This is a genomic window from Sphingomonas sp. PP-CC-3A-396, from assembly GCF_004343105.1.
Lineage (GTDB): Bacteria > Pseudomonadota > Alphaproteobacteria > Sphingomonadales > Sphingomonadaceae > Sphingomonas.
The window spans coordinates 226,868-245,421 of record NZ_SLYF01000004.1 but is presented as its reverse complement, the minus strand read 5'-3'; the positions used below and the strand labels follow the sequence as shown (position 1 = coordinate 245,421).

16 protein-coding genes are annotated in these 18,554 nt (G+C 66.1%); 12 read left to right on the top strand and 4 right to left on the bottom strand.

The window, feature by feature from the left end; translation table 11 throughout:
• Positions 1-29: 29 nt before the first annotated feature.
• From C8J40_RS09560 to C8J40_RS09505, 12 genes are all read left to right on the top strand, one after another.
• The gene (locus tag C8J40_RS09560) at positions 30-1,670 is read left to right on the top strand and encodes an acyl-CoA ligase (AMP-forming), exosortase A system-associated (protein ID WP_207901186.1); all 1,641 of its coding nucleotides are present in this window, start codon (positions 30-32) and stop codon (positions 1,668-1,670) included.
• Complete coding sequence (locus tag C8J40_RS09555) at positions 1,667-2,893, top strand: pyridoxal-dependent decarboxylase, exosortase A system-associated (protein ID WP_132896825.1); 1,227 nt, start codon at positions 1,667-1,669, stop codon at positions 2,891-2,893. Before C8J40_RS09560 ends, C8J40_RS09555 begins: the two co-directional genes overlap by 4 nt.
• 141 nt (positions 2,894-3,034) lie before the next feature.
• On the top strand, positions 3,035-3,679 hold the full coding sequence (locus C8J40_RS09550; RefSeq protein ID WP_132740128.1) for an XrtA/PEP-CTERM system exopolysaccharide export protein: 645 nt from the start codon (positions 3,035-3,037) through the stop codon (positions 3,677-3,679).
• A gap of 11 nt (positions 3,680-3,690) precedes the next feature.
• Positions 3,691-5,214 (top strand): XrtA system polysaccharide chain length determinant, encoded by a 1,524-nt coding sequence (locus C8J40_RS09545; RefSeq protein ID WP_132740125.1) that lies wholly within the window; start codon positions 3,691-3,693, stop codon positions 5,212-5,214.
• A 5-nt stretch (positions 5,215-5,219) separates the two neighbouring features.
• Complete coding sequence (locus C8J40_RS09540; protein WP_132896824.1) at positions 5,220-6,260, top strand: AAA family ATPase; 1,041 nt, start codon at positions 5,220-5,222, stop codon at positions 6,258-6,260.
• Positions 6,257-7,891 (top strand): hypothetical protein, encoded by a 1,635-nt coding sequence (locus C8J40_RS09535; RefSeq protein WP_243693299.1) that lies wholly within the window; start codon positions 6,257-6,259, stop codon positions 7,889-7,891. Before C8J40_RS09540 ends, C8J40_RS09535 begins: the two co-directional genes overlap by 4 nt.
• Positions 7,892-7,903: 12 nt before the next feature.
• Complete coding sequence (locus C8J40_RS09530) at positions 7,904-8,983, top strand: AAA family ATPase (RefSeq protein WP_132896823.1); 1,080 nt, start codon at positions 7,904-7,906, stop codon at positions 8,981-8,983.
• A gap of 1 nt (position 8,984) precedes the next feature.
• Positions 8,985-9,830 (top strand): XrtA system polysaccharide deacetylase, encoded by an 846-nt coding sequence (locus C8J40_RS09525; protein WP_243693298.1) that lies wholly within the window; start codon positions 8,985-8,987, stop codon positions 9,828-9,830.
• A complete protein-coding gene (locus C8J40_RS09520) occupies positions 9,827-10,867 on the top strand; it encodes a FemAB family XrtA/PEP-CTERM system-associated protein (RefSeq protein ID WP_132896822.1) in 1,041 nt (346 codons plus the stop codon). Before C8J40_RS09525 ends, C8J40_RS09520 begins: the two co-directional genes overlap by 4 nt.
• Positions 10,864-12,159 (top strand): glycosyltransferase, encoded by a 1,296-nt coding sequence (locus C8J40_RS09515; RefSeq protein ID WP_243693297.1) that lies wholly within the window; start codon positions 10,864-10,866, stop codon positions 12,157-12,159. The genes C8J40_RS09520 and C8J40_RS09515 overlap by 4 nt, the downstream gene beginning before the upstream one ends.
• Positions 12,156-13,631, top strand: a complete 1,476-nt coding sequence (xrtA, locus tag C8J40_RS09510) for an exosortase A (protein WP_132896821.1) — start codon at positions 12,156-12,158, stop codon at positions 13,629-13,631. Before C8J40_RS09515 ends, xrtA begins: the two co-directional genes overlap by 4 nt.
• On the top strand, positions 13,632-15,518 hold the full coding sequence (locus tag C8J40_RS09505; RefSeq protein WP_132896820.1) for an XrtA/PEP-CTERM system amidotransferase: 1,887 nt from the start codon (positions 13,632-13,634) through the stop codon (positions 15,516-15,518).
• A 4-nt stretch (positions 15,519-15,522) separates the two neighbouring features.
• On the opposite strand, the gene C8J40_RS09500 is transcribed toward C8J40_RS09505, so the two are convergent.
• The 4 genes from C8J40_RS09500 to C8J40_RS09485 form a co-directional block, all read right to left on the bottom strand.
• A complete protein-coding gene (locus tag C8J40_RS09500; RefSeq protein WP_132896819.1) occupies positions 15,523-15,714 on the bottom strand; it encodes a hypothetical protein in 192 nt (63 codons plus the stop codon).
• A 68-nt stretch (positions 15,715-15,782) separates the two neighbouring features.
• On the bottom strand, positions 15,783-16,787 hold the full coding sequence (locus tag C8J40_RS09495; RefSeq protein WP_132896818.1) for an alpha/beta hydrolase: 1,005 nt from the start codon (positions 16,785-16,787) through the stop codon (positions 15,783-15,785).
• Between the two features lie 77 nt (positions 16,788-16,864).
• Positions 16,865-17,290 (bottom strand): MAPEG family protein, encoded by a 426-nt coding sequence (locus tag C8J40_RS09490; RefSeq protein WP_132896817.1) that lies wholly within the window; start codon positions 17,288-17,290, stop codon positions 16,865-16,867.
• 100 nt (positions 17,291-17,390) lie between these two features.
• The gene (locus C8J40_RS09485) at positions 17,391-18,452 is read right to left on the bottom strand and encodes a deoxyhypusine synthase (RefSeq protein ID WP_132896816.1); all 1,062 of its coding nucleotides are present in this window, start codon (positions 18,450-18,452) and stop codon (positions 17,391-17,393) included.
• Between the last annotated feature and the right edge of the window lie 102 nt (positions 18,453-18,554).

Below are 18,554 nucleotides of genomic sequence, written 5' to 3'. Positions count from 1 at the left end.
CTTCGGGGGCTTGGCGCTATTAGGGGTGGATGATCGCGCTCGACCCCATTCCGTACCCTATCGACCATGTCGCCTTGCGCGGTGCCGCGGAGGACGTGGCGCTGATCGACAAGGCCGGGACGATGACCTTTGCCGAGCTCGAGACACGCGTGGCCGAGTTGGCGGGGTGGCTTGCGGGCAGGGGGCTTGCGGCGGGCGATCGGGTGGCGACGTGGTTGCCGAAGACGCGCACTGCCTGCCTGATGCCGCTGGCGGCGGCGCGCGCGGGGCTGGTGCATGTGCCGGTCAATCCGTTGCTCCGGCGGGCGCAGGTCGCGCATATTCTGGGCGATAGTGGCGCTCGGTTGCTGGTGACTCAGGGGTCGCGCGCCGGGACGCTGGAGAGTGACGATGTTCCGGACGGGTGTGTTGTTGTAGAAGAGAGCGACCTTCTTCCGTTCCCCCGCGAAGGCGGGGGACCAGGGTTACAAAGCGCAACGCCCGTGATTCCTGGGCCCCCGCTTTCGCGGGGGAACGGTGAAAGGATGGGGCCGTCCGATGCCGATCCCGACAGCCTCGCCGCGATTCTCTACACGTCGGGGTCCACCGGCCGGCCGAAGGGCGTGATGCTCAGCCATGCCAACCTGTGGCTCGGCGCGGTCTCGGTCGCGCATTTTCTGAAGTTGGAGCCGTACGACCGCGTGCTCGGCGTACTCCCTCTGTCGTTCGACTATGGCCAGAACCAGCTCTTCTCGACCTGGATCGCAGGCGCATCGGTAGCGCCGCTCGATTATCTGGTCGCACGCGACGTCGTGAAGGCGGTCGAGCGGGTCGAGGCGACGACGCTCGCCGGGGTGCCCCCCTTGTGGGTGCAACTTCTGGAGGCGGAGTGGCCGGCGGAGACCGCAGCGCGGTTGAAGCGGCTGACCAACTCGGGCGGTCCGCTGACGCCGCGGCTGGTGCGCGGGCTTCGCGAGCGGTTTCCGGCTGCCGACGTGTACGCGATGTACGGGCTGACCGAGGCGTTCCGGTCGACCTATCTCGATCCTGCGCTGATCGATTCGACGCCGGATGCGATGGGGCGGGCGATTCCGTTTGCCGAGGTCTCTGTGGTGAAACCCGACGGAACGCGTGCGGCGCCGGGGGAGGCGGGGGAACTGGTGCATTCGGGGCCGTTGGTCGCGCACGGCTATTGGCAGGACCCTGAGCGGACGGCGCAGCGGTTTCGCCCTGCGCCGGACGGCGAGGGCATGGCGGTGTGGTCGGGGGATACTGTGGTCGAGGGCGAGGACGGGCTGTTGCGGTTCGTCGGGCGTGATGACGAGATGATCAAGAGTGCGGGGAACCGGATCAGTCCGCTCGAGGTCGAGGAGGCGGTTCTGGTGGGCGGCGAGGCGCGCGAGGCGGTTGCGGTCGGCGTGGCGGACGAGCGGTTGGGGCAGGCGATCGCGGTGATGCTGGCGGGCGATGCGGCTGGGGAAGCGGGTTTGCGCACGCGACTGCGGACCACGCTGCCGAGTTTCATGCAGCCCGGTCTGTATCTCTGGCGGGATGAACTACCGCGCAATGCCAATGGGAAGCTGGACAGGTCTGCCATCGCGTCGGAGGTCCGGAATTGTTCACCCGCGAAGGCGGGTGCCCAGACTGGGTCCCCGCCTTCGCGGGGAAACACGGAGGAGCGTACGTCGTGAAACCTATGGGTGCCCTTCCTCGGGAGTTCGCGCAGCAAGATGGTCTTCTGAAGATCGGCGGCCGGTCGGCTGACGATTGGGTCGCGCAGGCCGGCGACACACCGCTGTTCGTCTACGACATGGCGATCATCGCCGCCCGAATCGCCCGGTTCCGCGCGGCGATGCCGGCGATCGATCTGCATTATGCGATCAAGGCGAACCCGCATGCCGATTTGCTAACCGCGATTGCGCCGCTGGTCGATGGGCTCGACGTCGCCTCGTCGGGCGAACTCGCCAAGGCGCTGGTCGTCAAACCTGCCGCGTCGATCAGCTTTGCCGGCCCCGGCAAGCGCGATGACGAGCTCTCGGCTGCGATCACCACCGGCGCCACGCTCAACGTCGAATCGGAGGGCGAGGCAGCACGGGCATTCGCGATCGGCGATCGGCTCGGGCGGACGCCGCGGATGGCGGTGCGCGTGAACCCCGATATCGAACTGCGCGGGTCCGGGATGCGGATGGGAGGACGAGCGTCGCCTTTCGGGGTCGATGCGGTGCGGGCCGCGACTTTGGTGAAGGCGATCGTCGATGCCGGCGCGGACTGGCGTGGCTTCCACATCTACGCCGGCAGCCAGGCGCTCGATCCGGCTGCGATCGTCGAGACGCAGGCCGCGACGATCGCGCTCGCCGCGCGCTTGTCTGACGAGGTCGGCGTCGCCCCACCGCTCATCAACCTTGGCGGTGGCTTCGGCGTGCCGTATTTCGCGGGCGACGTGGCACTCGATGTCGAGCGCGTCGGCGAGGCGCTGGCCGAAGCGCTCGCATTGCGCCCGGCGATCCTCGCTGAAACCCGGTTCGCGATCGAACTCGGCCGCTGGCTCGTCGCCGAGGCGGGCGTCTACCTCACCCGGGTCGTTGACGTGAAGCAGAGCCAGGGCGAGACCTTTGTCATCGTCGATGGCGGGCTCAACCACCAGCTCGCCGCCAGCGGCAATTTCGGCACCGTCGTCCGCCGCAATTACCCGATCGCGGCGGCCGCGCGGATGGGCGAGACCCCGACCGGAACCGTCTCCGTCGTCGGCCCGCTCTGCACCCCGCTCGACCGCCTCGGCGACAAGATCGCTCTTCCCCGCGCCGAGGTCGGCGATCTGATCGCGATCTTCATGGCCGGTGCCTATGGCGCCAGCGCCAGTCCTGTCGCGTTCCTCGGGCATCCACCGGCCATCGAGATCGTTACTGGTCCATAACCCCGACTGCCGACGGCGCGGGCGTGCATGGTTACGGGGCGCTCCTAACGCTATCTTCACCTGTTCCTTGCATAGCCGAGGCTGAGTTTAGCCGTTCGCCGGATGTCCGGTGGCCGGTGTGGCGCCAGGAGAAAAGTGCCCATGCGTTCCGGATCCGTTTCTAAGACAGTGATGACCATCGGCCTCGCCGCAACCACGCTGAGTGCGTGCGCGACGACGTCGACGCGTCCCGCATTGCCGCCCGCGCCGTTCGTTGCGAACCAGGAGTTGCCGGGCGAGGAATATGTCATCGGGCCGCTCGATCAGCTCAACATCTTCGTCTGGCGCAATCCCGAACTGTCGTCGAAGGTCCAGGTCCGTCCCGACGGTCGGATCACGACCCCGTTGATCAACGATATGCCCGCCGTCGGCAAGACGCCTGCGATGCTCAGCGACGACATCAAGAAGGCACTCGGGTCCTATATCAAGGACCCGATCGTATCGGTGATCGTCGAGAATTTCAGCGGGACCTATAGCCAACAGGTCCGCATCGTCGGCGCGACCGAAAAGCCTGCCTCGATCCCCTATCGCGCCAACATGACGTTGCTCGACGCGATGATCGCGGTGGGTGGCCTTAGCCAATATGCCGCAGGGAACAAGGCGCGGCTGGTGCGGTACGATCGCACCACAGGCAAGCAGACCGAGTTCGCGTTGCAGATCGGCAATCTGCTCAAGAAGGGCGATTCGTCGGCGAACGTTCAGCTCGAGCCAGGCGACGTGATCATCATTCCCGAATCGATGTTCTGAGGCACGCCCAGATGAACGGGATCTATGACGAGGTGCGCATCGCACTCCACACGATCTGGACGCGGCGTTGGCTGGCGCTCGCGGTAGCCTGGGGCGTGTGCGTGCTCGGCTGGCTGATCGTGTCGCAGATCCCGAGCCGTTACGAATCGACCGCGCGCGTGTTCGTCCAGATGCAGACGATCCTGCCCGCGGGGATGGATGGCGTGCCACAAACCGTGCCGATGACCGTCGACACGATCCGCACCACGCTGATCTCCGCGGTCAATCTCGAAAAGGTCGTCCGAGGCACCGATCTGGCGAACACCGTGTCGAGCGACCGCGACGTCGCGGACCGGGTTGCGAGCCTGGCGCCGAACATCAAGATCCTGTCGCAGCAGGATAACGTCTTTCAGATTACGACCAGCGCCTCCAGTCCCAAGCTCGCACGTCAGATCACGCAGAAGCTGATCGACCTGTTCGTCGAACAGAATCTCGCCGGCGATCGCTCCAAGACGTCGCAGAGCCTGACGTTTCTGGACCAGCAACTCGCGGCGCGTCAGAAGCAGCTCGCGGATGCCGAGGCCAAGCGCGCGGATTTTCAGAATCGCTATCTTGGCAGCCTGCCGGGGACCGGGTCGGTCAGCGACCGGATCAGTGCCGCGCGCTCGCAGATGTCGCAGGTCGACGGCGATCTGGCCGCGGCGCAATCGAGCCTGTCGGCCGTACAGGGGCAGATGGCGGGAACGCCGGCGACCGTACCGGGTGCAGGCGGTATCGCAGGTGCCGCGGGTCCTGCGCGTGCCCGTCTTCAGGCGATCCAGGGCCAGCTCGCCGACGCCCGTGCGCGCGGCTATACCGAAAATCATCCCGACGTCATTGCGCTCAAGAGCCAGCTTGCGGCGGCAACGGCGGCTGCGCGCAGCGAACCTCTTTCGGGCGGCAGCGGCGCGGGTAGTGCGCAGAACCCGCTTTACGCCTCGCTCCAGTCGATGGTCGCGGATCGTACGGCGACGGTGGCGTCGTTGCGGATGCGCCGCAGCCAGTTGCAGGGCGATCTCGACCTGTTGAACTCGAAGCTGACCGGTGATCCCGAAGTTGCCGCCGAGCAAGGCGCGATCGATCGCGATTACCAGGTGCTCAAGGATCAGTATGACGCGCTGCTGAAACAGCGCGAGCAGACCGCGATCATCGGCCAGGCACAGTCGCAGAGCGATCATGTGAAGTTCAGCGTGATCGACCCGCCGACGATGCCGAGCACGCCGAGCGCACCCAACCGTATGCTGCTGCTGACGGGCGTTCTGGTGGCGGGGCTGGCCGCCGGGATCGGTGCGGCGTTTGCGATGGGCCAGTTGCGCGCGACGTTCGCGACCAGCAACCGACTTGAGAATGTGGCGGGGATGCCGGTCATCGGCTCGATCAGCGAAGTCGTTACGCGCGTGCAATCGAATCATCGCCGCCGTAGGTACAAGATGTTCCTGGGCGGCACCGCTGCATTGGGTGCCGCCTATGTGCTGCTGCTGGGGGTCGAGATCCTCCAGCGCGGTTTGGCGGCCTGAAGGGTATGACCGTGACGAAACCTGATCGCGAACCCTCGCTGCTCGAGCGCGCAGCCAAAGTGTATGACTTCAACGCACACGCGCGTGCTCGCAACATTGGGGCGGACGCGCCGATTACGCCCGAGCCAGCTGAAGTGCCGGCGGCTGTAGCGCCCGTCGTTGAACCTGCAGCGCCTGTTGTTAAACCAGATGTTGCGGCGCGTCCGCTCGATGTCACCGAGTCCACATTCCTGGCGATCCCCGAGGCGCTCCGCGCGCCGGTCGGCGATGAATTTGCCGACGACGTCTATTACCCGGAGGAGCCGGACGACACTGCGCGGATCGACCGCGGGATGTTGGCAGCGAATGGCATGATCGTGCCCGGCGCCCCGGTTGGTCCGCTGGCCGAGGAGTTCCGCCTGATCAAGCGCCAGTTGCTGATCGCCAGCGCGCGCATCGCCGAGAGCGACAGCCCCGACAAGGCGCGGATGATTCTTGTCTGTTCGGCCCGGCCCGAGGACGGCAAGACGTTCTGCGCGATCAACCTTGCGCTCTCGATTGCGGCCGAGCGCGATACCGAAGTGCTGCTGGTCGATGCCGATGTCGCCAAGCCGGACATCGTCAATCAACTCGGGTTGGCGGATAGTCCCGGTTTGCTCGATGCGCTCGGCGATGCGCGGATCGATGTCGAGGATCTCGTGATCCATACCGACGTGCCGCATCTGGCGATCCTGCCGGCCGGCACGAAAACGGCGATGGATACCGAGTTGCTTGCCAGCGCGCGTACCCGGGCGGTGATCACGCGGCTGCTCGCCGCCAATCCACGCCGGATCATCATCATCGATTCGCCGCCCGCACTCGCCGCCTCGGCAGCCTCGGTGCTGGCGATGCGCGTCGGGCAGGTAATGCTGGTCGTCCGCGCCGATCGCACGCCCGAGAGCGAGCTCCGTGCTGCGGTCAATATCCTCGACGGATGCGAGCATATTCAGCTCGTTCTCAATGCTGTATCGTTCGTTCAAGGCGGCGCGCGGTTCGGCAGTTATTACGGTCAGGACAATGTCCAATGATGCGTCACGCAACTCGTAGCCTCGCATGGGCTGGCGGTGCGGTGACGCTCGCTGTAGCTGCCATGCCAGCCGCCGCACAGGACACGCGCCGGGTCACCATCACGCCGTATATCGAGGCAAGCCAGATCCTCGACGCCGATCTGAGCGGTGGCGACACGCTGACCTATACCAGTCTCGCCGCGGGCATCGACGCGGCGATCGCCACGCCGCGTGTGGCTGGGCAGGTCAGCTATCGCTATGAGCGCCGGTTCGCATGGAACGGCGATGTCGGCGATAACGACATCCATTCGGGTCTCGCGCGCGTCGACGCGAAGCTGAACCGCAACCTGACGATCGAAGCGGGTGGCATCGCCACGCGCACGCGGTCGGATATTCGCGGCGCGGCGCCTGGCTTGCTCGTCGGCAATGTCGACAACGTCGCGCAGCTGTACGCGGTCTATGCGGGCCCCAGTTTTACGGGCACCGCCGGCCCCGTCACGTTCAACGCCAATTACCGGCTTGGCTATACCAAAGTCGAGACGCCGACCTTCGCCGATACGAGCATCGGCGGCCAGCGGCTCGACTATTACGACGATTCGATCGGTCATACGGCGACCGCCAATGCCTCCGTGGCGCCCGGTATGATCGCGCCGTTCGGCGTGACGCTGAGCGGCGCCTATGACCGTGAAACCGCCAGCCAGCTGAAGCAGCGCTATGAAGGCTATTACGGTCGTGGCGACGTGCTCCAGCCGATCTCTCCCTACGTCGCGCTGACCGCGGGGGTCGGTTACGAGAAGATCGAGACGAGCCAGAAGGATGCGTTGGTCGACGCGACCGGCGCGCCTGTGCTCGACAAGGATGGTCGGTTCGTGACCAATGCCGCGTCCCCGCGTCGGATCGCCTACCGGACCGACGGGATCTATTATGATGCGGGCGTGGTCTGGCGGCCGAACCGCCGTACGTCGGTCGAGGGGCATGTCGGCAAGCGCTATGGCTCGCTCAGCTATACCGGTACCGCCACCTATCAGGCATCGCAGTCGGTCGGTCTTGCGGTCAACGTCTATGACGGCGTCCAGACCTTTGGTCGCCAGCTCCGCACGGGCTTGAGCAATCTCCCGACCAGCTTCGTCTCGGGCCAGCAACAGGGCTTTGGCCAGCAGTTCAACGGGTGTGTCTTCGGCTCCAGCGGCGCGCAGCCGGGGGCGTGCCTCGACGACGTGTTCCAGTCGATCTCGACGTCGAGCTACCGCGCCCGCGGGATCGACGGTGTGCTGATCGCGACGCGTGGCCGGTCGACCTGGGGCGCAGGCTTGGGCTATGCCAGCCGCAAGCTCTATGCGCCAAGGCTCTCGCCGGGCATCGTCGTCAGCGGCCTCGACGACCAGAGCTATTACGGGCAGCTCTTCTACGCGCGGTCGTTGACCCCGGTATCGGGCATCAACGCCGATCTGTTCGCGAATTACTATGACAGTGGCGTCGAGGATAGCACCGGCGACAGCAACGTTTGGTCCTATGGCGGCACCGGCACCTATTATCACAATTTCGGACGACTCGGCACCACCGCGTCGCTCGGACTTTACAGCTTCAAGGTCGGTGACCTCGACAGCGACTGGTCGGCGCAGGCGCTGATCGGTGCGCGATATCAGTTCTGAAGGCGAGAGCAGATGTACGACGAACATTACGGACTGACGGGTCGGCCCTTCCAGCTTACCCCTGATCCCAAATTCTGGTTCGAGACCGCCACGCACCGGAAAGCGATGGCGTATCTCGGCTATGGCTTGGCGCAGGGCGAGGGCTTCATCGTCATCACCGGCGATATCGGCGCGGGCAAGACGACGCTGGTCGGTCACCTGATGGACACGATCGACCACCAGCGGCTGAACGCGATCAAGCTGGTATCGACCGCGATTGAGGCGGACGACTTGCTGCGGATCGTCGCGACCGAATTGCACGTCGATCCGGCGGGGCTGACCAAGGCCGAACTGCTGACCACGATCGAGCGTGGGCTCCATGCGGTCGCACGCACCGGCAAGCGTACGCTGCTGATCGTCGACGAGGCGCAGGCGTTGCCCGTGTCAGCGCTCGAAGAACTGCGGATGCTGTCGAACTTCCAGGCGGGCGGGCATGCGCTGTTGCAGATCGTCCTGCTCGGCCAGCCCGAGTTCCGCGATCGGCTGCATGGGTCGGAGCGGCTCGAACAGCTCCGCCAGCGCGTGATCGCGATCCACCATCTCGATCCGATGGAGGAGAGCGAAGTCTCGGACTATCTCGCGCACCGCCTGTCCGTCGTCGGCTGGACCGGCAATCCAGACTTTACCGACGATGCGTTCGCGGCGTTTTTTGCAGGGTCGGCGGGTGTGCCCCGCCGCCTCAACCTGCTGGCGGGCCGCGTGATGCTGTATGCCGCACTAGAGAATTTTACGGTCATCGATGCCGCGGTGGTGCGGTCGGTGCAACGCGATCTCGAGGGCGATCTCCCGACACTGGCCACCGATACGGGAAAGGGCGCTGTTGCCGCGGTCGCCCCCGCCGAGTCCACCGCACAGCCTGCGCCGGCCGTCGAAGCACCGCGTAGTGATCCGGCAACCGAAGACCGCATCGCTGCGCTGGAGGCACGGGTGGAGTTGCAGGATAAGGCGCTGCGGCGCGTCCTCACCTTGCTGGTCGATTGGGTCGAGAGCGATACCGACAAGCCCGAGTACGCGCCGATCCGTGGTGTCGCCGCCTGGCATGACGCTGCATAAGATGCCTGTTCTCAATGGCATGTCGGTCGATGTTGAGGACTGGTTCCAGGTCGGCGCCTTCGAGAAGGTGATCGACAAGGCCGACTGGGACTCGCTCCAGCCGCGTGTCGAGGCGAACACCGACGCCGTCCTTGCGCTGTTCGCCGAGCGCGACACGAAGGCGACGTTCTTCACGCTCGGCTGGGTCGCGCATCGCTACCCCGCGCTGATCCGCCGGATCGTCGATGCGGGGCACGAGATCGCAAGCCATGGCTGGGATCACCAGCGTGTTTTTACGATGACGCCGGAGGTATTTCGTGCTGACCTCGTTCGCGCGCGTAAGGCGATCGAGGACGCGGCAGGGACGAAGGTGACCGGTTACCGCGCGCCGAGCTTCTCGATCGATCAGCGTACGCCTTGGGCGCATATCGAACTGGCGGAGGCGGGCTACACCTATTCTTCTAGCGTCGCGCCGGTGAAGCACGACCATTATGGCTGGCTCGACGCCCCGCGCTATGGGTTCAAGCCGCTCGCGGACAATGCGCTGATCGAGGTGCCGGTGACGGTCGCCAGGTTCGGAGAGCGCAAGCTCGCCACCGGCGGCGGGTTCTTCCGCCTGCTCCCCGCGGCGATCACCGACTTCGCCGTGCGTCAGGTCAACCGCGAAGATCGCCCGGCGATGTTCTATTTCCACCCCTGGGAGATCGATCCGGCGCAACCGCGAGTCGATGCGGCACCGATGCGCTCGAAGATCCGTCATTATTCGCGGCTGGGCGCAATGGCGGGTAAGTTGCGCGGGTTGCTCGGCCGTCACGACTGGGGCCGCGTCGACGCGGTCGTCGCGCGCGAAGCGGCCCGACTGGCGTGACCGCGCCGATGCCCGTGGGCGTGCGCGAAGCGGACCTTCGCGATCCGGTCGAGTGTGCCAGGATCGCCGCTTTCGTAGCGGTGACTAAGGGCGCCACGCCATTCCACCTGCCGGCGTGGAGCCAGGCGGTCCAGGACGGATGTGGGCAACGCGCGCGTTACCTGCTCGCCGAGCATCCCGGCGGGGCGATTGCCGGGGTCCTCCCGCTGTCCGAAATGCGCTCACCGCTGTTCGGCCGCGCACTGGTGTCGACCGGGTTCGGCGTCGATGGCGGCATTTTGGGGACGTCGATCGAACCACTCGCAGCGGGGGCTTGGAACCTTGCGCTGAGGACTGGCTGCCCCTCGGTCGAACTGCGCGGTGGTCCCGCACCGGAGGGTTGGACGAGCGACGACACCAGCTATCTCGGTTTCGCGCGGGATCTGGCGGCGGACGACGACGCCGAACTGCTTGCGATCCCGCGTAAGCAGCGTGCAGAAGTGCGTCGTTCGCTTGGGTTCGACCTCGAGATCATCACCGGCAGAGACCGGAAATTGCTCGCCGAGCACTACCGGGTTTATGCTGAATCGGTCCGAAATCTTGGCACCCCGGTGTTTCCCGCCAAGCTTTTCCGCAGCGTTGTCAGCATGATGGATGCGGATGTTCTGACCGTCCGGCATGAGGGCAGGGCGGTCGCCAGCGTTCTCAGTCTGTATTTCGACGGCACCGTCTATCCGTACTGGGGTGGCGGGACCGACGCCGCGCGCGGGCTTCGTGCCAACGACCGGATGTATTTCGCGCTGATGGCGCACGCCCGCGCGCGGGGATGTACGCGGTTCGATTTCGGGCGCTCGAAGACCGGCGCGGGCGCCGCGGCGTTCAAAAAGAACTGGGGCTTCACTCCGGAGCCACGGCTCTATGCCAAGCGCAGCAGCGGTCCGGCCCGCGAGGTGAACCCGCTCAACCCCAAATATGCGCTGATGGTAAAGACGTGGAAGCGCCTCCCGCTATGGGCCGCGACCGCCGCAGGACCGTGGATTTCCCGAGGCCTGGGGTGAGACTGCTCTTCCTCGCGCACCGCGTGCCGTTTCCGCCCAATCGCGGCGACAAGATCCGCAGTTTCCACATTCTCCAGTATCTGGCGCGACGCACGCCGGTGCATCTGGTTGCGTTCGCCGATGATGAAGCCGACTTCGATCCGCCGGTCGCGTTCACCGACATACTGGCGAGTTGCACGATCCTTCCGCGAACGAAGTCGCAAAAGCGCGCCGCGATCGAAGCGCTGGCCACGGGCACGCCGGTATCGCTGAGCGCGTTCGCCAACCCGGCGATGCAAGCTGCCGTCGATCGCGTCCTGCCTGAGGTCACGAGCACCTACTGCTTCTCGGGCCAGATGGCGCAGTATCTGCCGGTCGGCGGGCCGCCGGTCGTCATGGATTTCGTCGACGTCGATTCCGCGAAGTTCGCCGGATTCGCCGAAGACACGCGCGGCCCGATGCGCTGGATGATGCGCCGGGAAGCCCGTCTGCTCGGTGCATTCGAGCACGATGTTGCGGCCCGCGCTTCCGCCTGCCTGTTCGTCAGCGAGGCCGAGGCTGCGCTGTTCCGCGCAGGCGGTGCGGCAGGGCGGATATTGGCTGTCGAGAACGGCATCGACTCGGTGAAGTTCGATCCGGCTGCGGAGTTTGCAAACGTCGAGAGTAAGTACCCCCCCGGCGAAGGCCGGGGCCCAATTGGAGAGGTCGCAGTAATGGGGGATGGTCCTTTGCCAGCGATGTCCCCCAATTGGGCCCCGCCCTTCGCCGGGGTGGATGGTGCGGGTGATTCGAATGGTTCCCCCCTCATCGTCTTCACCGGCCAGATGGACTACCGCCCCAACATCGACGCGGTGACGTGGTTCGCGCGCGACATCCTCCCGCTGATCAGCAAACGCCACCCCGCGCATTTCGCAATTGTCGGCCGCGCACCGACCGCCGCAGTCAAGGCGCTGGCGGGTGACCATGTCACCGTCACCGGTGCGGTCGACGACGTCCGCGGTTGGCTCGCGGCCGCCGCTGTCTGCGTCGCCCCGTTGAAACTCGCGCGCGGCATCCAGAACAAAGTGCTCGAGGCGATGGCGATGGCGCGCCCGGTCGTCGCCTCCACGGCAGCGGCGGAAGGTATCGACCACGCCGACACGATCGGCGTCGCGGACACCGCGCAGGACTTCGCCGACCGCATAGCCACGCTGATCGAAACGCCTGACACCGCCGCTGCGCTAGGCCGAGCCGCCCGCGCGCAGGTCGTCCGTCGGTACGGCTGGGACGCCCGGCTTGCTCCGCTCGACACGCTACTGGGCCTCGCCCCTTGACCGCATGGCGCCGCCACGGCCTCGCGCTCGCGCTGGTGGCGGCGCTGATCCTGCTGACGTTCCGCAGCGATGTCGTCGGTCTCGCGCATATCTGGTGGACGAGCACCACCTTTGGGCACTGCCTCTTCATCGGCCCGGTGATTGCCTGGCTAGTCTGGCAACGCCGCATCGAACTCGGCCAACTCACGCCGACAGGGTGGTGGCCCGGCCTGGCCTTGGTCGCGGTTGGAGGACTTGGCTGGCTGATGGGCGATGCCGCCTCGGTCGGCTTCGCACGCCAATTAGGCCTCGTGATGCTGCTGCAAGGCGCGGTCGTGACGATCCTCGGCCCCTATGTCGCGCGGGGGCTGCTGTTCCCGCTCGCCTACGCCGTATTCCTGGTGCCGTTCGGCGAGGGACTCGAGCCACCGTTGCAGGCTGTGACGGTCGCGATCGTCATGCCGCTGCTCCACCTCGTCGGCGTGCCCGCAGTCGTCGACGGCGTGCTGATCCACGCCGGACGCTATTATTTTGAGGTCGCCGAAGCGTGTTCGGGGGCCAAGTTCGTCATCGCGATGGTCGCGTTCGGGGTGCTCGTCGCCAATGTGTGCTTCGTGTCGTGGCGCCGCCGCGTGGTTTTCCTCGTCGTGTCGGTGGTCGTGCCGGTCATCGCCAACGGCTTTCGCGCGTTCGGCACGATCTGGGCGGCAGACCTAACCTCGGTCGAGGCGGCGACCGGGCTGGACCACATCATCTACGGCTGGGTCTTTTTCGGCTTGGTGATGGCGGGGGTGCTCGCAATCGGCTGGCGCTGGTTCGACCGCGCGCCCGACGATCCCGCGTTCGATCCGGCAACCCTCCAGACGCCACCCCGCCACCGCATCGATCTCGCCATCGCCACCGCGTTGACCCTGGCGACGGTCGCGCTGTTCCCCGCCTGGAGTGCGGTCGTCGCCAGCCGGGCGCAACAGCTGCCCGCGCATATCGACCTGCCCGAAATCCCCGGCTGGCACCGCGTGCCCGTTACCACGCGCGTGCCTTGGACGCCCTATTATCCCGGCGCGGACCACTATCTGTTCGGCCGCTATGCCGATGCCTCGGGCGCGACCGTCGACACGAGCATCGCAGTCTTCGGCAGCCAACATGAAGGCAAGGAGCTGATTGCGTTCGGCACCGGTGTGTTGCGGCAGGAGGACCGCTGGGTACGCGTCGCCGACCTTCCCGCGATCGCCGGCGGCAGCCTAATGCGGATCACCGCGCCCGGCCCCGTGGAGCGGATCGTCGCGACGTGGTACCGGGTCGGCGACGTAACGACGAACGACGAGACGCTGGTGAAGATCGAGACGATGAAGGCGCGGCTGCTCGGCGGTCCGCAACGCGCGGTGGCGATCCACCTCTCAGCCGAGGGTGCGGATCCGCGTCCGATCGTCCGGTTTCTCGGGGCGCTCGGACCGCTCGGTCGGGTTGCCGATCACGCCGCAGGGATGCGCTGAATGTGCGGCATCGCCGGGATCTTCCATCCGGGCACGCCCAAGCCGGTCGAGCCCAACCGCATCCTCGCGATGATCGCTGCACAGGCGCATCGCGGCCCCGATGGCGACGGCATCTGGACTGCGCCCGGCGTCGGTCTCGGCCATCGCCGCCTGTCGATCATCGACCTCGAAGGCTCGCCGCAGCCGATGTCCGACGGCACGCTGACGATTACCTATAATGGCGAAGTCTATAATTTCGCGGAGCTGCGGGCCGAGCTGACCGCGAAGGGCGCGCGCTTCCGGACCGAGGGCGATACCGAAGTTCTGCTTCACGCCTGGCGCGCGTGGGGACCGTCGATGCTCGACCGGCTGAACGGCATGTTTGCGTTCGCGATCCACGATTCGGCCGCGCACACGCTGTTCCTCGCGCGCGACCGGATGGGCGTGAAGCCGCTCCACTACGTCGAACTCGCGGACGGTTCGCTCGCCTTCGCGTCGGAGCTGAAGGGCCTGCTCGCCCACCCGCAGCTCCGCCGCGTACCCGATCTAAGCGCGGTCGAGGACTACCTCGCTTTCGGGTATGTCCCCGATGAAGCCTGTCTGGTCGCAGGCGTGAAGAAACTCGCCGCGGGCCATTTCCTGCTCGTCGAGCGCGGCCGGCCTGTCCCAAGCCCGCGCAAATGGTGGGACCTGGATTTCTCCAACCGCGCGACCGGCTCGGCCAAGGCGTTGGGCGAGGAACTGGTCGACCGGATGCGTGCGGCCGTGCGCTCGCGGATGGTCGCGGACGTGCCGCTCGGCGCGTTCCTGTCGGGTGGCGTCGACAGCTCGGCAGTGGTCGCACTGATGGCGGAGGCGAGCCCCAAGGCGGTTCGCACCTGCACGATCGGCTTCGATGAAGCGGGCCATGACGAGCGGGAATACGCCGACACCGTCGCGCGCCGCTTCGCCACCGATCACCGCGAACGCGTGGTGCAGTCGGGCGATTTCGGGCTGATCGATACGCTAGTCGCAAGTTTCGACGAACCCTTCGCCGATGCCTCTGCGCTCGCAACCTATCAAGTCTGCGCGCTAGCCCGGGAGAACGTGACCGTCGCGCTATCCGGAGACGGCGCCGATGAAGCGCTCGCCGGCTATCGTCGCTACAAGTTCCAGGCAGCGGAAGAGCGCATTCGCGGAATGCTCCCCGAGCATCTCCGGCAGGACGTGTTCGGCACGCTCGGCCGCTGGTATCCGAAGGCCGATTGGGCACCGCGACCGCTCCGCGCGAAATCGACGTTGGTCGCACTCGCGATGGGCGGCGGCGAGGCGTATGCGCGGTCGGTCGGCGTGACCACGCCCGAACTGCGCGCGGACCTCTTCAACGCCAGCGCGCGTGCCGCCCTCCAGGGTCATCGTGCCGAAGACCGCTACGCCGCGACGATGGCGAACGCGCCCGCCCGCGACGCAATCGACCGCGCGCAATATGCCGACATCAAACACTGGCTGCCCGGCGATATCCTGACCAAGGTCGACCGCACGAGCATGGCGGTAGGTCTCGAAGCGCGCGAGCCGTTGCTCGACCACCGCCTGATCGAGTTCTGCGCGACGCTGCCCGCCAACATGCGGCTGCGGCACGGCGAGGGCAAATGGCTGATGAAGAAGGCGATGGAGCCTTATCTCCCGCGCGACATCCTGTATCGGCAAAAGATGGGCTTCGTGACGCCGATCAGTGCGTGGTTCCGCGAAGGGCTGGCGGGCGAGGCGTCGGCGCTGACGAAATCGCGGACGCTGGGCGAGACGGGATGGTTCGACATGGCGACGATCGCGCGGATCGCCGACGAGCACCGGATGGGGCGCGCCGAGCATGGCCGAACGCTCTGGCAGTTCGTGATGCTCGAACGCTCGATGAAACGGATGTTCGGCTAGGCGTTCAGTGGAGCTTGCCGCCGTCGCCGACTTGAGCCCGAGCGATCAGTTCGTCGAGCGCGGCTTCGTCGAGGCGGCCGGCGGTGCGCAGGGCAGCTTCGGGGGTCATCGAGATTACCGTTCCGTCCGGCCCATCGATGATAACCTCGCCATGCTCATGGAAAACGTCACGGGGTTGGGCGTGCGGACGGGTCATCGCGCTTCTCCTGTTATTCGGGATCAACGCCGCACCAACGGGATGGGTCCGAACTGCTGACTCAACGCTCAGGACGCGACCAGTTCGCCCATCCAGCGGTCGAACAACTGCGGCCACAGCGATCCGGGCGAGCGTGGTGACAGGCGCGTACCGAAGCCGTGGCCGCCATGCTGGAGGAAATGCGCCTCTGCCGGGATGCCGGCGCGACGTGCTGCGGCGAGCGTGTCGACGCTGTTGGCGACGGGGACGGTGGTGTCGTCCTCGGCATGGACGAGGAACAGCGGCGGGTCGCCCGCCTTCAACTGCCGGTCGACCGCATAGCGCGCCTGGACCGCTGGTAATGGATCGGGCCCGAGCAGGTTGGCGCGCGACCCGCCATGGCTTCGGCCGGGATCCATGTTGGAAACCGCGTACATGAGCCCCGCCCAGGCGGGGCGCGCCGAGTGACGATCGGCGGCGTCGACCGGGCGATAGGCCTTGAACTCGTGCAGGACCGTCAGCGAGCCGGCGAGATGTCCGCCTGCCGAGAAGCCGAGCACGCCGAGCTTCTCTGCCCTGATCCCGTAGGTGCGCGCATTGGCACGGATCAGCCGCATCGCCCGCTGTGCGTCGGCGAGCGGCACGTCGGCGCGGTCGGCCCAGCCTTCGCCGGGCAGGCGGTAGCTCAGCACGAACGCGGTGATCCCGAACGCATTCAGCACGCGCGCGACGTCGATGCCTTCGTTGCGCAGCGATGTGATCGAATAGCCGCCACCGGGCACGATCAGCACCGCGCGGCCATCGGGACGCACAGGACGGAACACGCCGATCTCGGGACGCACCACGCCGCGCATCTGAAAATCACGATAACCATCGGGATAGCGCGGCATGTGCGGTTGCGGGACCGGCAACGGGTTTGGCGCGCCTGGCGGGATGCCCGGCCACAGTGCGAACCGCTCGGCGGGGGGCCAGATCGGTAGGTCCGTCGCACGCGGCTGGCCAGCGGTGAACTGCGCACCGCTCCGCGCGAATGCGGGGAGCGCCAGGCCGGCGGCGATAGGAAGGCTAAGGAGCGAACGGCGATCAAAAGTCATCTGGCAATTCTAGACGATCCCTGCACGCTCGGGGAGGGGAGCATGACGCGATCGGTAATTATTCCGGGCGAAAGCCATCAGAAGACCGCGAGCGCCGCGTGCAACGTGAGTGCCACCAGCATGACGCTCGACAGCATGAAGAAGACGAACCGATCGCGGACTCGGTTGCTGGTCGCCTGGACCACGCTGTGCACGATCCGCAGACCGACATACGCCCAGGCGATCCAGGAATTGATGCCGTTGCCCGTACCGCTCACCGCTAGCACGGTGCAGACCGCGTAGAACAGCGTCGGCTGCTCCATCAGATGGTTGTGGTTATGCGCCTTCCACTGCGCTCGTGGCGGCAACGACCGGTCGGCATCGGCGGCTTTGGTCCCGACGAGCGTGCTCATGTCGATGCCCGCCGCCTTCATTGCCGGCAATCGCGTCGCGAGCGTCCACGCCAGCATCACGAGCGTCCATGCGATCAGGACGACCATCGGTCGCAGGATGTCGCTGTGCATGAAAAAGCCTCCCCCGGTTATCCGGAGGAGGCTGCCTCAATTGCCCCGCAGGAGCAACGGTATCACTGATCCTCCCCCGCCAGGGGGAAGATCGCAGAGTTCACGCCTTGTCGAAGCTCGCGCCCCACTTGCGGACCGGACGGTCCTTCCAAAGCCCACGATGATACGCATCCGACGCCAGCAACGGCATGACCGAACCGGCCTCAGCGAACACCATCTGCTCGATCCCCGTGTTCACCTTGCCCCACGAAGCCGCTTCCTGCAGCGTCGAGGACGAGCACGCACCGTCGCGCACGTCGGCAACCGTGATCTGCACCGCGTACTTGTGAACCTGGACGTCGTCGTGACCGAGGATCTCGGCGCAAACCACGGTGTCCTGGATGAAGTTCTTCGGCACGCCGCCGCCGATCATCAGCAGCCCGGTGGTGCCCGCCTTGATCTTGATCTCGGTGAGCTCACGGAAGTCGGCGATCGCGTCGAGGACCATGTACGGCTTGCCCGCCTTCGCTGCGTCAACCTGATGCTTGACCAGGCCGAAGCCCGCCGACGAATCGACGAACGCCGGGCAGAAGATCGGCACGTCATGCTCGTAGGCGAGCTTGACGAGGCTGTTTTCCTTCTTGCCGTGCTCGACGAGGTACTTGCCCATCTCGCGGATGAACTCGCGGCTCGAATAGGCGCGCGGCTCGAGCGTCTCGGCGATCTCGAAGATCGTGTGGTCGACGTGCTGGAGCTCTTCCTCGTCGATATAGGTGTCGTAGATCCGGTCGATCATCAGCGAGCGCAGCACGTCGTCGTGCGGTACTTCGAGCGCCTGGTAATGCTTGTGGCCGAGGCCCTCGAAGAAATCCATGTCGACGATCGTCGCGCCGGTCGCGACGATGCCGTCGATCATGTTGTTGCGCAGCAGCTCGGCATACAGGTCCATGCAACCGCCCGCGCTCGTCGAGCCTGCGATCACGAGGAAGATCGTGCAGTCCTTGTCGGCCAGCATCTGGTTGTAGATGTCGGTCGCACGGCCGAGGTCGCGGCTGGTGAACGACATCTTCTTCATCGCGTCGACGATCGGCCGCGCGTCGAAGCTGGTGATGTCGATATGCTCGACGGTGGTGGAAAGGAGTTCCGCTTTGCGCTGCGCGTCGATGCGGGTGTCTTCGGTCATAACATGCTCCATAAATCCCCCTTCCGCTTGCGGGAGGGGTTAGGGGAGGGACTGAAATATCCGCGAACGCCACGCTCGCGGACAAGCCCTCCCCCGACCCCT

Excerpts from the sequence above, each read along its gene's own strand:
- C8J40_RS09560 (WP_207901186.1), top strand. The coding sequence starts at position 30 with ATGATCGCGCTCGACCCCATTCCGTACCCTATCGACCATGTCGCCTTG.
- C8J40_RS09550 (WP_132740128.1), top strand. The coding sequence starts at position 3,035 with ATGCGTTCCGGATCCGTTTCTAAGACAGTGATGACCATCGGCCTCGCC.
- C8J40_RS09545 (WP_132740125.1), top strand. The coding sequence starts at position 3,691 with ATGAACGGGATCTATGACGAGGTGCGCATCGCACTCCACACGATCTGG.
- C8J40_RS09540 (WP_132896824.1), top strand. The coding sequence starts at position 5,220 with ATGACCGTGACGAAACCTGATCGCGAACCCTCGCTGCTCGAGCGCGCA.
- C8J40_RS09535 (WP_243693299.1), top strand. The coding sequence starts at position 6,257 with ATGATGCGTCACGCAACTCGTAGCCTCGCATGGGCTGGCGGTGCGGTG.
- C8J40_RS09530 (WP_132896823.1), top strand. The coding sequence starts at position 7,904 with ATGTACGACGAACATTACGGACTGACGGGTCGGCCCTTCCAGCTTACC.
- C8J40_RS09525 (WP_243693298.1), top strand. The coding sequence starts at position 8,985 with ATGCCTGTTCTCAATGGCATGTCGGTCGATGTTGAGGACTGGTTCCAG.
- C8J40_RS09505 (WP_132896820.1), top strand. The coding sequence starts at position 13,632 with ATGTGCGGCATCGCCGGGATCTTCCATCCGGGCACGCCCAAGCCGGTC.
- C8J40_RS09500 (WP_132896819.1), bottom strand. The coding sequence starts at position 15,714 with ATGACCCGTCCGCACGCCCAACCCCGTGACGTTTTCCATGAGCATGGC.
- C8J40_RS09495 (WP_132896818.1), bottom strand. The coding sequence starts at position 16,787 with ATGACTTTTGATCGCCGTTCGCTCCTTAGCCTTCCTATCGCCGCCGGC.
- C8J40_RS09490 (WP_132896817.1), bottom strand. The coding sequence starts at position 17,290 with ATGCACAGCGACATCCTGCGACCGATGGTCGTCCTGATCGCATGGACG.
- C8J40_RS09485 (WP_132896816.1), bottom strand. The coding sequence starts at position 18,452 with ATGACCGAAGACACCCGCATCGACGCGCAGCGCAAAGCGGAACTCCTT.